Raw genomic sequence first — 15,970 nt, 5'->3', positions numbered from 1 at the left:
ATGGATATCGCCTTCATTCCCAGCCCGTCGCGGGGCGTCCTCCACCTCGGACCCGTCCCGCTGCGCGCCTACGCCTTCTGCATCATCCTCGGTGTCGTCGTCGCCGTCTGGCTCGGCAGCAAGCGCTGGGTCGCCCGGGGCGGTGCCAAGCACACGGTCGGTGACATCGCCGTGTGGGCCGTGCCGTTCGGCCTCGTCGGCGGCCGGCTGTACCACGTGATCACCGATCACCAGCTGTACTTCGGCGACGGCCGCAACCCCTGGAACGCCTTCAAGATCTGGGAGGGCGGCCTCGGCATCTGGGGCGCGGTCGCGCTGGGCGCGGTCGGCGCCTGGATCGGCTGCCGCCGCCGGGGCGTGCCGCTGCCCGCGTACGCCGACGCCATCGCGCCGGGCATCGCGCTCGCGCAGGCGATGGGGCGCTGGGGCAACTACTTCAACCAGGAGCTGTTCGGCCGGCCGACCACGCTCCCGTGGGGCCTGGAGATCGCGCCCGCCCACCGTCCGGCCGCCACGCCCGATGCCGCCACCTACCACCCCACCTTCCTGTACGAGTCGCTGTGGTGCATCGGGGTCGCGCTGCTGGTGATCTGGGCGGACCGGCGGTTCAAGCTGGGCCACGGCCGGGCGTTCGCGCTGTACGTGGCCGCGTACACGGTGGGCCGGTTCTGGACCGAGTGGCTGCGGGTCGACGAGGCGCACGTCTACTTCGGCCTGCGGCTGAACGACTGGACGTCCATCGTGGTGTTCATCGGCGCCGTGGCGTACTTCCTGATCGTCGGCAAGAAGCGGCCCGGCCGCGAGGACCCGGCGAGCATCGACCCGGCCGCGCACGAGGAGGAGGCCGCGATCGCGGACAAGGCCGAGACCGCCAGCAAGGCCGAGACCGTGGGCAAGGCCGATGGTTCGGGCAAGGCCAAGGGGTCGGGCAAGGCCGAGACCGCGGGCACGGCAGAGGCGGGCGAGAAGAAGGCCGCCCCGTCCGAGAAGGTCGCCGGAGCCGGTGAGACCGCCGAGTTGTCTCGGCATGCGGACGATGAGCCGGGCGCCGAGAAGGCCGCCGCGACCGCCGAGAAGGCCGGCAAGGACGTCGAGAACCCGATCTGACCTGGGGCGTTCCCTGCACTGAGGCCACCCTTCGCACCGCCTGCGAAGGGTGGCCTCAGTGCTGTTCGGACAGCCTTACTTTGCTGGAAATGCCCAGGTCAACCCGGCTACGTTCGAGTCAGACGAACGAAGACGGAGGGGCAGAACCGTGAGCGCGACCATCCTTGAGCCCGAGGCCGGGCAGCACCCCCGCATACCCGCGGCGGACCACCACCGGGACGTCAACGGCGGCTGGCTGCGGCCCGCGGTGTTCGGCGCGGTCGACGGCCTCGTCTCCAACTTCGCGCTGATGACCGGTGTGGTCGGCGGTGCGGCGTCCAACGGCACGGTGATCCTCACCGGCCTCGCCGGGCTGGCGGCCGGTGCCTGCTCGATGGCGGCGGGGGAGTACACCTCGGTGGCCTCGCAGCGCGAGCTCGTCCAGGCCGAGATCGAGGCCGAGCGGCTGGAGCTGAGCCGCAACCCGCACGGGGAGCTGGCCGAGCTCGCCCAGCTGTACGTCTCGCGCGGGGTGGACCCGGACCTCGCCCACGAGGTGGCCCGGCAGCTGTCCGCGAACCCGGACCAGGCGCTGGAGATCCACGCCCGCGAGGAACTGGGCATCGACCCCAACGACCTGCCCTCGCCGCTGGTCGCCGCCGCGTCCTCCTTCGTGTGCTTCGCGCTCGGCGCCCTGCTGCCGCTCCTGCCGTACCTGCTGGGTGCGACGACGCTGCTGCCCGCCATGCTGCTCGCGGCGGCCGGGCTGTTCGGCTGCGGCGCCGTGGTGGCCCGTGTGACGGCGCGCAGCTGGTGGTACAGCGGGCTGCGGCAGCTCGTGCTGGGCGGCGCGGCCGCAGGCGTGACGTACCTGCTGGGCTGGCTCATCGGCGGGCACGTGGGCTGACCCGGGGAGTCGGGCGGCGGGCTGTGGGATGACACAGACCCTTGCATGACTATGCCGGTGAATGCGTGACGTTCCGCACATGGCCGTCGCGCATGGCCTGGCCTAGTCTCACCATCCGAGCCCTGGAGCCGCAGATTCGCATCTGCGACGCGGCCCCGGGAAAGGATTCGCAGGCGACCTTGATCGCCTCGTGTGGCGGTCCGGTTTCGCCCCTGTTTCGGGCGGCCGACCGCCGGGCACAATCGTCGGGACGTGCACTGTGGCGCGTCCCTTCACCCACCCCGTGACCTGCGGATCCGTCCACCATGCGGACGAGGCATTCCGCTTCCCGGGATCTTGGGCATCATGTAACTTGCACGAAATCGTTTCACCGCATCAGGGCCAACGTCGTCCCTACGTGCACCAACTTGCCGAAAGACGACGACGGGAGAGCCGATGCTGTCTGCATCCATGCACTCCGCAAACGAGCCCCAGGCCGGCGCCGCCCGCCCGCCGTACGCGCTCGTTCCGGATGCGCGACCTGCTGCTCAGGGCCTGTACGACCCGCGAAACGAGCACGACGCCTGCGGCGTCGGTTTCGTCGCCACGCTGACCGGCATCGCCGACCACACCATCGTCGAGCAGGCGCTGACCGTCCTGCGCAACCTGGAGCACCGCGGCGCCACCGGCGCCGAGCCCGACTCCGGCGACGGCGCCGGCATCCTCACCCAGATCCCGGACGCCTTCCTGCGCGGCAAGGTCTCCTTCGAGCTCCCGGCGGCCGGCTCCTACGCCGTCGGCATCGCCTTCCTGCCGGACGAGGACGCGGCGGCCGCCGCCGCCGTCGCGCAGATCGAGGCCATCGCCGCCGAGGAGGACCTCACCGTCCTCGGCTGGCGCGACGTGCCCGTCACCCCCGACCTCCTCGGCGCGACCGCGCGCAGCGTGATGCCCCGCTTCCGCCAGGTCTTCCTGTCGCACGCCGACAAGGCCGGGATCGAGCTCGACCGGATCGCCTTCGTCGTCCGCAAGCGCGCCGAGCGCGAGGCCGGCGTCTACTTCCCGTCGCTGTCCGCCCGCACCATCGTCTACAAGGGCATGCTGACCACCGGCCAGCTGGAGCCCTTCTTCCCCGACCTGTCGGACCGCACCTACGCGTCCGCCATCGGCCTGGTGCACTCGCGGTTCTCCACCAACACCTTCCCGAGCTGGCCGCTCGCCCACCCGTACCGCTTCGTCGCGCACAACGGCGAGATCAACACGGTCAAGGGCAACCGCAACTGGATGCGCGCCCGCGAGTCCCAGCTCGCCACCGACGTCATCCCCGGCGACCTGAGCCGGATCTTCCCGGTCTGCACCCCGGACCACTCCGACTCGGCCTCCTTCGACGAGGTCCTGGAGCTGCTCCACCTCGGCGGCCGGTCGCTGCCGCACTCGGTGCTGATGATGATCCCGGAGGCGTGGGAGAACCACGCCACCATGGACCCGGCCCGCCGCGCGTTCTACCAGTACCACTCCAACCTCATGGAGCCCTGGGACGGCCCGGCCTGCGTCACCTTCACCGACGGCACCCGGATCGGCGCCGTGCTCGACCGCAACGGCCTGCGCCCGGCCCGCTACTGGGTCACCGAGGACGGCCTGGTCGTGCTCTCCTCCGAGGTCGGCGTCCTCGACCTCGACCAGCAGAAGGTGGTCCAGAAGGGCCGCCTCCAGCCCGGCAAGATGTTCCTGGTCTGCCTCAACGAGAACCGGATCGTCCCGGACGAGGAGATCAAGGCCGGCCTGGCCGCCGAGCACCCCTACGAGGAGTGGGTCACCGCCGGGCAGATCCAGCTCGCCAAGCTCCCCGAGCGCGAGCACATCGCCCACACCCACGCCTCCGTCACCCGCCGCCAGCAGACCTTCGGCTACACCGAGGAGGAGCTGCGGGTCATCCTCGCGCCGATGGCGAAGACCGGCGCCGAGGCGCTCGGCTCGATGGGCACCGACTCGCCGATCGCCGCGCTCAGCGAGAAGCCGCGCCTGCTCTTCGACTACTTCGTGCAGCTCTTCGCGCAGGTCACCAACCCGCCGCTGGACGCCATCCGCGAGGAGCTCGTCACCTCGCTGCTCAGCAACCTCGGCCCCGAGGGCAACCTGCTGGCCGCCGAGGCCGCCGCCTGCCGCTCGGTCGGCATCACCTTCCCGGTGATCGACAACGACGAGCTGGCCAAGCTCGTCCACATCAACGCCGACGGGGACCAGCCCGGCCTCAAGGCCGTCACGCTGTCCGGCCTCTACAAGGTCGCCAGCGGCGGCGAGGGCCTGGCCGCGCGCCTGGCCGGGATCGCCGCCGAGGCCGACGCCGCGATCGCCGACGGCGCCCGCATCATCGTGCTCTCCGACCGCCACTCGGACGCCGAGCACGCCCCGATCCCCTCGCTGCTGCTCACCTCCGCGATCCACCACCACCTCATCCGCACCAAGCAGCGCACCCAGGTGTCCCTGCTGGTCGAGGCCGGTGACGTCCGCGAGGTGCACCACGTCGCGCTGCTGGTCGGCTACGGCGCCGGCGCGGTCAACCCGTACCTGGCGATGGAGTCCGTCGAGGACCTCGTCGCCCAGGGCGTCTTCATCCAGGGCGTCGAGCCCGAGAAGGCCATCCGGAACCTGATCAAGGCGCTCGGCAAGGGCGTGCTCAAGGTCATGTCCAAGATGGGCATCTCGACCGTCGCCTCCTACCGCGGCGCCCAGGTCTTCGAGGCCATCGGCCTCTCGCACGAGCTGGTCGACGGCTACTTCGCCGGCACCACCACCAAGCTCGGCGGCATCGGCCTGGACGAGATCGCCAAGGAGACCGCCGCCCGCCACGCCAAGGCCTACCCGGCCTCCGGCATCCCCGCCGCGCACCGCGCGCTGGAGATCGGCGGCGAGTACCAGTGGCGCCGCGAGGGCGAGCCGCACCTGTTCGACCCGGACACCGTCTTCCGGCTCCAGCACTCCACCCGCAACCGCCGGTACGACATCTTCAAGCAGTACACGGACCGGGTGAACGAGCAGTCCGAGCGCCTCATGACGCTGCGCGGCCTGTTCCGGCTCGACGCGCTCGGCCGCGAGGCCGTCCCGGTCGAGGAGGTCGAGCCGGTCTCCGAGATCGTCAAGCGCTTCTCCACCGGCGCCATGTCCTACGGCTCGATCTCCCGCGAGGCGCACGAGACCCTCGCCATCGCGATGAACCGCCTCGGCGGCAAGTCCAACACCGGTGAGGGCGGCGAGGACCCGGACCGCCTGTACGACCCCGAGCGCCGCTCGGCGATCAAGCAGGTCGCCTCCGGCCGCTTCGGCGTCACCTCCGAGTACCTGGTCAACGCCGACGACATCCAGATCAAGATGGCCCAGGGCGCCAAGCCCGGCGAGGGCGGCCAGCTGCCCGGCCACAAGGTCTACCCGTGGGTCGCCAGCACGCGGCACTCCACCCCGGGCGTCGGCCTCATCTCGCCGCCGCCGCACCACGACATCTACTCCATCGAGGACCTCGCCCAGCTGATCCACGACCTCAAGAACGCCAACCCGGCCGCCCGCATCCACGTGAAGCTGGTGTCCGAGGTCGGCGTCGGGACGGTCGCGGCGGGCGTCTCCAAGGCGCACGCGGACGTCGTCCTCGTGTCGGGCCACGACGGCGGCACCGGCGCCTCGCCGCTCACCTCGCTCAAGCACGCCGGCGGCCCCTGGGAGCTCGGCCTCGCCGAGACCCAGCAGACCCTGCTGCTCAACGGGCTGCGCGACCGCATCGTCGTCCAGACCGACGGCCAGCTGAAGACCGGGCGCGACGTCGTCATCGCCGCGCTGCTCGGCGCCGAGGAGTTCGGCTTCGCGACCGCCCCGCTCGTCGTCTCCGGCTGCATCATGATGCGCGTCTGCCACCTGGACACCTGCCCGGTCGGCGTCGCCACCCAGAACCCGGTGCTGCGCGACCGGTTCTCCGGCAAGCCCGAATTCGTCGTCAACTTCTTCGAGTTCATCGCCGAGGAGGTCCGGGAGATCCTGGCCTCGCTGGGCTTCCGCTCGATCGAGGAGGCCGTCGGCCACGCCGAGCACATCAACTCCCAGGCCGCCGTCGACCACTGGAAGGCCGCCGGGCTCGACCTGGCCCCGCTCTTCCACGTCCCCGAGCTGCCCGAGGGCGCCGCGCGCCACTGCACCACCACGCAGGACCACGCGCTCGACAAGGCCCTCGACAACCAGCTGATCACCCTCGCCGAGGACGCCCTGGAGCGCGGCGAGACCGTCCGCATCCAGCTGCCGATCCGCAACGTCAACCGGACGGTCGGCACCATGCTCGGCCACGAGGTGACCAGGCGCTACCGCGGCGAGGGCCTGCCCGAGGGCACCATCGACGTCACCTTCACCGGTTCCGCCGGGCAGTCGTTCGGCGCCTTCGTGCCCCGCGGCGTCACCCTGCGCCTGGAGGGCGACGCCAACGACTACGTCGGCAAGGGCCTGTCCGGCGGCGTCGTCGTCGTCCGCCCGGCCCGCGAGGCCGCGGCCATCGGCAACGACGCGCAGAACCACGTCATCGCCGGCAACACCATCGGCTACGGCGCCACCTCGGGCCGGATCCACCTGCGCGGCAAGGCCGGTGAGCGCTTCGCCGTCCGCAACTCCGGCGCCACCCTCGTCGTCGAGGGCGTGGGCGACCACGGCCTGGAGTACATGACCGGCGGGCGGGTCGTCGTCCTCGGCGAGACCGGGCGCAACCTCGCGGCCGGCATGTCCGGCGGCATCGCCTACGTCCTCGACCTGCGTCCCGCGAACGTCAACGACGGCATGGTGGGCATCGAGGCCCCCACCGCCGACGACCGCGAGTGGCTGCGCGAGACCGTGCAGCAGCACTACGAGGAGACCGGCTCCACCGTCGCCGCCGAACTCCTGGCCGACTGGGGCAGCGGGGTCTCCCGCTTCTCCAAGATCATGCCGACCGACTACAAGGCAGTGCTCGCCGCCAAGGACGCCGCTGAGCGCGATGGCCTCTCCGAGGCCGAGACCACTCGCAAGATGATGGAGGCGGCACATGGCTGACCCCAAGGGCTTCCTGACCACGCCCAAGCAGCTGGCCGAGCGCCGTCCCGTGGACGTCCGTCTGCGGGACTGGAACGAGGTCTACGTCGAACGCAGCCTCCTGCCGATCATCACCAAGCAGGCCGGCCGCTGCATGGACTGCGGCATCCCGTTCTGCCACAACGGCTGCCCGCTCGGGAACCTCATCCCCGAGTGGAACGACCTCGCCTACCGGGACGACTTCGTCGGCGCGATCGAGCGGCTGCACGCGACCAACAACTTCCCGGAGTTCACGGGCCGCCTGTGCCCGGCCCCGTGCGAGTCCGCGTGCGTCCTCGGCATCAACCAGGACGCGGTGACCATCAAGAACGTCGAGGTCACCATCATCGACAAGGCGTGGGACCGCGGCGGCGTCACCCCGCAGATCCCCGAGCGCCTCTCCGGCAAGACCGTCGCCGTCGTCGGCTCTGGCCCGGCCGGCCTCGCCGCCGCCCAGCAGCTCACCCGGGCCGGGCACACCGTGGTGGTGTACGAGCGCGCCGACCGCATCGGCGGCCTGCTGCGCTACGGCATCCCCGAGTTCAAGATGGAGAAGCGCCACATCAACCGCCGCGTCGAGCAGATGCGCGCGGAGGGCACCCGCTTCCGCACCGGCGTCCACGTCGGCGAGGACATCACCGGGCAGCAGCTGCGCGAGCGCTTCGACGCCGTCGTCGTCGCCGCCGGCGCCACCACGGCCCGCGACCTGCCGGTGCCCGGGCGCGAGCTCAAGGGCGTCTACCAGGCCATGGAGTACCTGCCGCTGGCCAACAAGGTGCAGGAGGGCGACTTCGTCGAGTCGCCGGTCAGCGCCAAGGGCAAGCACGTCGTCGTCATCGGCGGCGGCGACACCGGCGCCGACTGCGTCGGCACCGCGCACCGGCAGGGGGCGGCCTCCGTCACCCAGCTGGAGATCATGCCGCGCCCGGGCGAGGACCGGCCCGGGCACCAGCCCTGGCCGACCATGCCGATGACGTACAAGGTCACCTCCGCGCACGAGGAGGGCGGCGAGCGGATCTACTCCGTGAGCACCACCCACCTCAGCGGCGACGAGGAGGGCAACGTCCAGGAGCTGCACCTCGTCGAGGTGGAGTTCAAGGACGGGAAGTTCGAGCAGGTCCCCGGCACCGAGCGGGCCATCCCGGCGCAGCTGGTCACCCTGGCCATGGGCTTCACCGGGACGGACGTGAAGAACGGGCTCGTCGAGCAGCTGGGGGTGGACCTCGACGCGCGCGGTAACATTGGCCGCGACGGCCGGTTCGCCACCAATGTCGATGGCGTGTACGTCTGCGGAGACGCCGGCCGTGGCCAGTCCCTGATCGTCTGGGCCATCGCGGAGGGCCGTTCGGCCGCCGCGGCGGTGGACAAGTACCTCGGTGGCAAGACCCCGCTTCCGGCCCCGATCCGGCCCACCGACCGCCCGCTCGTGGTCTGACGGTCCGACCGGCCCCCTGAACCCCCGGCACCGCATTGCCGGGAGCTCAACCCGCTGCCCCCGCCAGCGTCGTCGGGCCAATGCGGTCTCCTGGCGCTCGCCCCCTTCCCCGACCAGTTGGGGGGCGAGCGCCGACGTGTTTTCTGCGTGAAGTCTCTTCTGCCGCACAGTGGTTGGTGGGTTTCGGCCACGGGGTGGGGCGCGTTCCGCTTCGTCACGGGCGCAGCAGCAGGTCCGCCGCCTCGGTGCGGGTGTACAGGACGGTGCGGCCGGTGCGGTGGCGGGCCAGGAGGCCGGCGTCGTGCAGGGCGCCCAGGTGGTGGGAGACGTTCGGGGCGGACAGGCCGGTCCGGGCGGCGAGCTCGGTGGTCGAGGCGGGGGAGTCCAGCTCGGCGAGCAGCCGGGCGCGGGTGCGGCCGAGCACGCGGGCCAGGCCCTCGGGGACGGGGGTGGCCGCCGCCTCCCACAGCGTCGCGACCCCGCGCGGCGGGTAGACCAGGGCGGGCTGCCACGGCGGGTTCTGCTGGGAGAACACGCCCGGCCAGGCGAAGACCGTCGGCAGCAGGACCAGGCCGCGCTCACCGTCCAGCCGCCGGTGGACGTCGATCCGGTGCCCGATCCGCAGGGTGTCGTGCTCCCAGGACACCCGCGGGTGCAGGTCCGCGAAGAGCGCCGCCGGGCCGCCCGCCGACATCTGCCGGCCGCGGCGCAGGACCTCCCCGTCGACGAGCCGCTGCATCCGCGGCCAGTGCGGGGCGATCGCCGCATCCCAGTACGCCCGTACCTCGGCCGTCAGCCGCTCCAGGCCGGCCTCCGGGTCCCGCGCCAACTCGGCGACCAGCGGGTGGAGTTCGCCGTCGAGCCGGCCGAGGTCGCGGCGCACCACGGCCGGGTCGGTGGCCGCCAGCACGGCCGTCTGCCCCTCGAACGTCCCGTCCGCGTCCGGCGGCACCGGGGTCAGGAAGTCCGGCACGTACACCGTCGGCAGCCGCACCAGCGCCGACAACAGTTCCCAGCCGACCCCCTCCAGCCGCTGCCGGGCCCCGCGCACCCACGGCAGGTGCGCGGCCTGCCGGCCCGGGTCCTTGAGCACCTCGACGCTCGTCACGACCTCGGTCAGCGGGGAACGGGCGAAGCGCGTGCGGGCCAGGTCCTGCGCCGAGAACTCCCAGGTCAGCACGGGCACCTCCGGTGAGGATTCGATCCTGGTGGAATCAGTGGGCGGCGGCGATCATGCCAGGGACGCTCGGTCCATGACCACCGTCACCGCGCCCCCGCTGCGCGACCGCCTCGGCCTGCCCGCCACCGCCGGCCGCGTCCGCCTGATCGGCGCCCACGTCATCGACAGCCTCGGCACCGGACTGATCCTCGCCTTCACCCTCGTCTACTTCGCGGGCACCACCGGCCTGTCCGTCGCCGCCGTCGGCGCCGCCGTCTCCACCGCGCGCCTGCTCGCCCTGCCCACCGCCGTCGCCGTCGGCCCGCTGCTCGACCGGTACGGCGCCCGCGCGGTCGCCACCGCCGGCAACGCGCTCTCCGCCCTCGCCTACGGCGGCTTCCTGCTCGCCCACCAGGCCTGGCAGATCGTGCTGGTCTGCCTGCTCGCCCAGGCCGGCCACGCCGCCTACTGGACCTCCAGCACCGGCCTGGTCGTCCTCGCCGCCGACGAGGGGCAGCGCCCGCGCTGGTTCGCGCTCGTCCAGACCCTGCGCAACGCCGGACTCGGCCTCGGCGGCGCGCTCGGCGCCGTCCTGGTCGCCGACGGCGGCGCCCTGCGGCTCCTGGTCGGGCTCAACGCGGCCAGCTACGCCCTCGCCGCGGCCCTGCTGGCCACCTGGCGGCCCGCCGGGGCCGCCCTGCCCCCGGAGGCCCGCGCGGCCGCCCCCGGCGGCTACGGCGCCGTCCTGCGCGACCGGCGCTACCTGCTGCTGATCGCCGTCAACCTGACCTTCGTCCTCGCCTCGATGGTCCTCAGCGTGCTGCTCGCCGCCTACCTCACCGCCGGCCTGCACCGCGACGCGTGGACGGCCGGCGCGCTGCTCGTCCTCAACGGCGTCCAGGTGGTGCTCACCCAGAACGCCGTCGCCCGCCGGCTCGAACGCTTCCGCCCCACCCGGGTCGTCGCCGCCGGTGCCCTGCTCAACGCGCTCGCCTTCGGCCTCTTCGCCCTCGTCGCCGCCGCCCCCGGCTGGGCCGTCCTCGCCGGACTCTTCGCCGCCATGGCCGTCTACAACCTCGCCGAGACCGTCGCCACCCCCTTCCGCGAGGACCTCAGCGTCTCCCTCGCCGACCCCGAGCGGCGCGGCCGGTACCTCGCCCTCTACCAACTCTCCTGGAACGTCGGCCAGGCCGTCGCCCCCGCACTGCTCACCCTGCTCCTCGCCCGCGCCGCCGCCCTGCCCTGGCTCTTCCTGCTCGCCCTCAGCGCCGCCGCCGTGCCCGCGCTGCTACGGCTGGAACACACCGCCTGACGGACTGTTGTTCGTCGGTGCCAGATGGCAGACTGCGGCCGACGGCCGGGGGGCTGCGCGAGTGCGGAGGTTGACGCGATGAGCACGACTCAGGCAGGCGGAGGCGCGACGGTGCGGCGCCTGCTGCTGGGATCACACCTGCGCAAACTCCGCGAGGCCAGGGGCGTCAGCCGCGAGGAGGCCGGCTACTCGATCCGCGCCTCCGAGTCCAAGATCAGCCGCATGGAGCTCGGCCGCGTCGGCTTCAAGGAACGCGACGTCGCCGACCTGCTCACCCTCTACGGCGTCGACGCCGAACACGAGCGCGCCGGCGTCCTCGGCCTCGTCCGCGACGCCAACGCCACCTCCTGGTGGCACGGCTACGGCGACGTGCTGCCCCCCTGGTTCCAGAACTACGTCGGCCTGGAGGAGGCCGCCACCGAGATCCGCAGCTACGAGGTCCAGTTCGTCCACGGGCTCCTCCAGACCCCCGACTACGCCCGCGCCGTCATCGCCGCCGGCGGCCACGTCACCGAACCCGACGAGATCGAACGCCGCGTCGAGGTCCGCCTCAAACGCCAGGCCGTCCTCACCGCCGACCGCGCCCCCCACCTGCTCGCCGTCCTCGACGAGGCCGCGCTGCGCCGCCCCTGGGGCGGACCGGAACTGATGCGGGCCCAGATCGACCGGATGCTCGACCTCACCGACCTGCCCAACGTCGACCTCCAGGTGATGCCGCTGGGCTTCGGCGGACTGCGCGCCGAGGGCGGCGCGTTCACCGTGCTCGGCTTCGCCGAACCCGAACTGCCCGACGTCGTCTACCTGGAGCAGTTCACCACCGCGCTCTACCTCGACAAGCCCGCCGAGGTCGCCGAGTACACCGGCGCCATGGAAGGCCTCCTCGCCGACAGCCTCGGCGCCGAACCGACCCGGGAACTTCTGCGCTCCGTACGCCAAGAGCTTTAGTCCATCAGTACGATGAGCACCGATCAGATCTGATCAAAGGCGTTCCACACCGAACCGTGCCAGGCGCGATCTCCTGGGCACGCGTCTCAGGCACGAGAGGGATCGGATGTCGTACTTCTCCGAGTTGGCGGCGCAGTACATCGACGGCGAATGGCTGGCCGGCGACGGCTCCTGGGACATCGTCGACGTCGACCCCTACACCGGCGACAAACTCGCCACCGTCACCGTCGCCACCGTCGAACAGGTCGACCGGGCCTACCGCGCCGCCGCCCGCGCCCAGAAGGAATGGGCCGCCACCAACCCCTACGCCCGCCGGCTCGTGTTCGAGCGCGCGCTGCGCCTCGTCGAGGAGCGCGAGGACGAGATCACCCGCGCCATCATGGCCGAACTCGGCGGCACCGCCCTCAAGGCCGGCTTCGAACTCTCCCTCACCAAGGACATGCTGCGCGAGTGCATGCAGCTCTCCCTGCTCGCCGAGGGCCGCCTGCTGCCCTCGCCCGTCGACGGCAAGGAGAACCGCCTCTACCGGCTGCCCGTCGGCGTCGTCGGCGTGATCAGCCCGTTCAACTTCCCGCTGTTCCTGTCCCTCAAGGCCGTCGGCCCCGCCCTCGCGCTCGGCAACGGCGTCGTGCTCAAGCCGCACCAGGAGACCCCGGTCGTCGGCGGCACCCTCCTCGCCAAGATCTTCGCCGACGCCGGACTGCCCGCCGGGCTGCTCAACGTCGTCGTCACCGACATCGCCGAGATCGGCGACGCCTTCATCGAGCACCCGGTGCCCAAGGTCATCTCCTTCACCGGCTCGGACAAGGTCGGCCGCCACGTCGCCACCGTCGCCGCCTCCCACTTCAAGCGCACCGTCCTCGAACTCGGCGGCAACAGCGCCCTCGTCGTCCTCGACGACGCCGACCTCGACTACGCCGTCGACGCCGCCGTGTTCAGCCGCTTCGCCCACCAGGGCCAGGTCTGCATGGCCGCCAACCGGGTGCTCGTCGACCGCGGCGTCGTCGCCGAGTTCACCGAGAAGTTCGTCGCCAAGATCGCCTCGCTCACCGTCGGCGACCCCAGGGACCCGGCCACCCAGATCGGCCCGCTCATCAACCCCGTCCAGGCCGACTCCATCAACGCCCAGGTCGACCAGGCCGTCCAGGCCGGCGCCACCGTCCTCCTGCGCGGCGCCACCGTCGGCAGCCTCATGGACCCCGTCGTCCTCACCGACGTCCCCGCGGACTCGCCCATCCTCCAGCGCGAACTCTTCGGCCCCGTCGTCCTCGTGGTGCCCGTCGACGGCGAGGACGAGGCCGTCCGCATCGCCAACGACACCCCCTTCGGCCTCAGCGGCGCCGTGCACACCGGCGACGTCGAGCGCGGCGTGCGGGTGGCCAAGCGGATCGAGACCGGCATGATCCACGTCAACGACGGGACCATCGCCGACGAGCCGATCGTGCCCTTCGGCGGCGAGAAGAACTCCGGCGTCGGACGGCTCAACGGCGAGTACACGGTCGACGCGTTCACCACGGTGAAGTGGATCTCGATCCAGCACGGGCGCAGCCGCTTCCCGTTCTGATCCGCTGCTGCCGCCGCTGCCGCTGCTGCGGTCAAGCGGCCCGGGCCTCCCGGCGGGAACCCCCCGGAGCCCCCCCCGAAACCCCCCTGAACTCCCACGCGCACGCGTACACCCCGCCGGACCCCCCCCGCGCCCCCACCCCCCTGTTATTGTTCCCCCCACCCCCCCGGCGCCCGCCCCCTCCGCCTTAGCCCCCCCGGGGCGCCCCCCGCCCGCGGGGGGGCCCCCCCGGCCCGCGCCCCCCGGGGTCACCCCCCCCGCCCCCCCGCCCGTACTCCCGCTTGAACGCCTTCGCGAACGCGTACTCCGAGCCGTAACCCGCCTGCGCCGCCACCGCCGTCAGCGGCGCGTCCGACTCCCGCAGCAGACGCGCCGCCGTCGTCATCCGCCACCGCGTCAGGTACGCCATCGGCGGCTCGCCCACCATCGAGCTGAACCGGCGGGCGAACGCCGCCCGGGACAGGCCCGAACGCCCCGCCAGCGCCTCCACCGTCCACGCCGTCGCCGGCGCGCCGTGGATCGCGGCCAGCGCCGGCGCCACCGCCGAATCGCCCAGCGCGGCCGCCCACCCGGCGGCCGTCGCGGGCGGCTGCGCCTCGAACCAGGCGCGCAGGATGTACAGCAGCAGCGCGTCGACCAGCGCCGGCACGATCCCGGCCGAGCCGATCCGCGGGCGCTCCAGCTCGGCACCCAACAGTCGCACGGCGGCGTCCAGTTCGGGGTGCGAGCCGCGCCCGCTTGCCAGGTGGATCAGCTCCGGCAGCTGGCGCACCAGCGGGTGCGGGCGGCCCTGGTCCAGGTGGTAGCTGCCGCACAGCAGGCTGGTGCGGGCGCCGTCGCCGCCGCCCAGCGAGAGCGTGCCGATCGGCAGGCTCTCCTCCACCCGGTAGGCCGACGCGTCGAGCGCCGGGGTGTCCGGGTGGTCGGCCAGGACGTGGCCCCTGCCGTCCCGCATGAAGACGACGTCCCCCGTGTCGAGCATCAGCGGCTCCGCGCGGCCGTCCTGCGGCACCAGCCAGCACGTGCCGTGCAGCACCACGTGGAACCCGGCGCCCATCACCGGCGGCAGCCGCAGGCCCCAGGGGGCACGGCCCTCGGTGCGGACGGACGCGGGGTGCGCCGTGCGCATCGAGCCCAGCGCCTCGGTCAGGATGTCCAACTCCCGGCCCTTCTCCCCGTTCGTACCGTTCAGTCGACGGTCAGGACGACCTTGCCCTGGACGCTACCGGACGCCACCAGCTCGTGCGCCCGGCCGGCCTCCGCCAGCGGGAACGTCGCCGAGACGTGCGGACGGACCAGGCCCTCGTCCACCAGCGCGGCGATCGCCTCCAGGCCGGCGTAGTCCGGCTCCACCGACACCCCGGCGAAGCGGCGGCCGGCGGCCTCGATCTCGGCGGCGAGGTCCTTGTTCCAGTGCTCCATGATCGTGACCAGCGTGCCGCCGGGCTTCAGTACCTCCAACGCCCTGGTGCCCTCGGAGGACGAGTCGAAGACGACGTCGACGTCCGAGACCGCCTCGGTGTAGTCGGTGGTGCGGTAGTCGATCACCTCGTCCGCGCCGAGCCCCTGCACGAACGCGTGCTTGGGCTCGCTCGCCAGCGCGATCACGTACGCGCCGCGGGCCTTGGCGATCTGCACGGCGAGGTGGCCGACGCCGCCCGCGGCGCGGTGGACCAGCACCCGCTGTCCCTTCGTGACGCCGGCCAGGTCCACCAGGCCCTGCCAGGCCGTCAGCGCGGCCAGCGGCAGGGCCGCCGCCTGGACGTGGTCGAGCGTCGCGGGCTTGCGGGCCAGCTGGCGCGAGGGCGCGGCGACGTACTCGGCGTAGCCGGTGGCGGCGCGCGGGAAGAACGGCATCCCGTACACCTCCTCGCCCACCCGGTACCGGGCCCCGGGCGCGGCCTCCTCGACCACCCCGGACACGTCCCACCCGACCCCGAACGGCGGCTCCCCGAGCAGCGGGAACGCCCCCGACCGCACCGCGATGTCCGCCGGGTTCACCGCACTGGCCCGCACCCGCACCAGCACCTCCCCGCTCAACAGCTGCGGCCGCTCCACCTCGGCCACCTCCAGTACCTCGGGCCCGCCGAACGCCTTCTGGATCACTGCACGCATCGAACTCTCCCTGTCCGTGGCCGGCCCGCTCGCCGGGCCGTTCGCGATGCCTCTACGGTAGGGAGATCGAACGAGCGGATGAATATCCTCAAGTCTTCGGAAGATGTCCCGTCGTCTTGCCGGGAGGCTCGATCGATCAGGCGGGATAGCGGAGGAGAGCGTCGGTGGCGAGCTCGAACCCGAAGGGGGCGGGGATCGGCACGCGGTCGCCGAACGTGCCGTTCCAGCGCTGGTGGTAGCCGGTGTCGGACGGCTCGGATTCTTCCACCGCGGACGTGTCGAAGGGCGCCCCCCCCCCCCCCCGCGGGGTGGCGGGGGGGGGCCGCGGGGGGGGGGGGGATAGAACACAAAGCGACGGGCGGCCCGCAGCCCGCCCGGTGTGGAGTGGTGTG

11 protein-coding genes are annotated in these 15,970 nt (G+C 72.5%); 7 read left to right on the top strand and 4 right to left on the bottom strand.

What is annotated here, in order from left to right; translation table 11 throughout:
• From lgt to ACFV4G_RS15795, 4 genes are all read left to right on the top strand, one after another.
• Window positions 1-1,107: a prolipoprotein diacylglyceryl transferase gene (lgt, locus tag ACFV4G_RS15810; protein WP_380440520.1), complete on the top strand. Its 1,107-nt coding sequence runs from the start codon at window positions 1-3 to the stop codon at window positions 1,105-1,107.
• Between the two features lie 148 nt (window positions 1,108-1,255).
• Window positions 1,256-1,993, top strand: coding sequence for a VIT1/CCC1 transporter family protein (locus tag ACFV4G_RS15805; RefSeq protein ID WP_380440518.1), 738 nt, complete (start codon window positions 1,256-1,258; stop codon window positions 1,991-1,993).
• Window positions 1,994-2,443: 450 nt separating this feature from the next.
• Entirely contained in the window at window positions 2,444-7,030 is a 4,587-nt protein-coding gene (gene gltB, locus ACFV4G_RS15800; protein ID WP_380440517.1) for a glutamate synthase large subunit, read from the top strand.
• Window positions 7,023-8,483 (top strand): glutamate synthase subunit beta, encoded by a 1,461-nt coding sequence (locus tag ACFV4G_RS15795; RefSeq protein WP_380440515.1) that lies wholly within the window; start codon window positions 7,023-7,025, stop codon window positions 8,481-8,483. Before gltB ends, ACFV4G_RS15795 begins: the two co-directional genes overlap by 8 nt.
• 214 nt (window positions 8,484-8,697) lie before the next feature.
• Here the strand turns inward: ACFV4G_RS15795 and ACFV4G_RS15790 are convergent, their stop codons facing one another.
• Window positions 8,698-9,669, bottom strand: coding sequence for a DUF5937 family protein (locus ACFV4G_RS15790; RefSeq protein WP_380440513.1), 972 nt, complete (start codon window positions 9,667-9,669; stop codon window positions 8,698-8,700).
• Window positions 9,670-9,736: 67 nt separating this feature from the next.
• On the opposite strand from ACFV4G_RS15790, the gene ACFV4G_RS15785 reads away from it, so the two are divergent.
• The 3 genes from ACFV4G_RS15785 (at window position 9,737) to ACFV4G_RS15775 (ending at window position 13,463) form a co-directional block, all read left to right on the top strand.
• Entirely contained in the window at window positions 9,737-10,954 is a 1,218-nt protein-coding gene (locus ACFV4G_RS15785; RefSeq protein WP_380440511.1) for an MFS transporter, read from the top strand.
• A gap of 78 nt (window positions 10,955-11,032) precedes the next feature.
• The gene (locus ACFV4G_RS15780) at window positions 11,033-11,899 is read left to right on the top strand and encodes a helix-turn-helix domain-containing protein (protein ID WP_380440509.1); all 867 of its coding nucleotides are present in this window, start codon (window positions 11,033-11,035) and stop codon (window positions 11,897-11,899) included.
• Between the two features lie 106 nt (window positions 11,900-12,005).
• Complete coding sequence (locus ACFV4G_RS15775; protein WP_380440507.1) at window positions 12,006-13,463, top strand: aldehyde dehydrogenase family protein; 1,458 nt, start codon at window positions 12,006-12,008, stop codon at window positions 13,461-13,463.
• A 187-nt stretch (window positions 13,464-13,650) separates the two neighbouring features.
• On the opposite strand, the gene ACFV4G_RS15770 is transcribed toward ACFV4G_RS15775, so the two are convergent.
• The 3 genes from ACFV4G_RS15770 to ACFV4G_RS15760 all read right to left on the bottom strand — a co-directional run bounded on the left by ACFV4G_RS15770 (window position 13,651) and on the right by ACFV4G_RS15760 (window position 15,846).
• Window positions 13,651-14,622, bottom strand: coding sequence for an AraC family transcriptional regulator (locus ACFV4G_RS15770; RefSeq protein WP_380440505.1), 972 nt, complete (start codon window positions 14,620-14,622; stop codon window positions 13,651-13,653).
• Between the two features lie 29 nt (window positions 14,623-14,651).
• A complete protein-coding gene (locus ACFV4G_RS15765; protein WP_380440503.1) occupies window positions 14,652-15,578 on the bottom strand; it encodes an NADP-dependent oxidoreductase in 927 nt (308 codons plus the stop codon).
• Window positions 15,579-15,714: 136 nt separating this feature from the next.
• Window positions 15,715-15,846 (bottom strand): hypothetical protein, encoded by a 132-nt coding sequence (locus tag ACFV4G_RS15760; protein ID WP_380440501.1) that lies wholly within the window; start codon window positions 15,844-15,846, stop codon window positions 15,715-15,717.
• Between the last annotated feature and the right edge of the window lie 124 nt (window positions 15,847-15,970).

It is taken from the genome of Kitasatospora sp. NPDC059747 (assembly GCF_042732955.1).
GTDB lineage: Bacteria > Actinomycetota > Actinomycetes > Streptomycetales > Streptomycetaceae > Kitasatospora.
The sequence above is the reverse complement of the archived record's forward strand: the minus strand, read 5'-3'. Positions and strand labels throughout refer to the sequence as shown.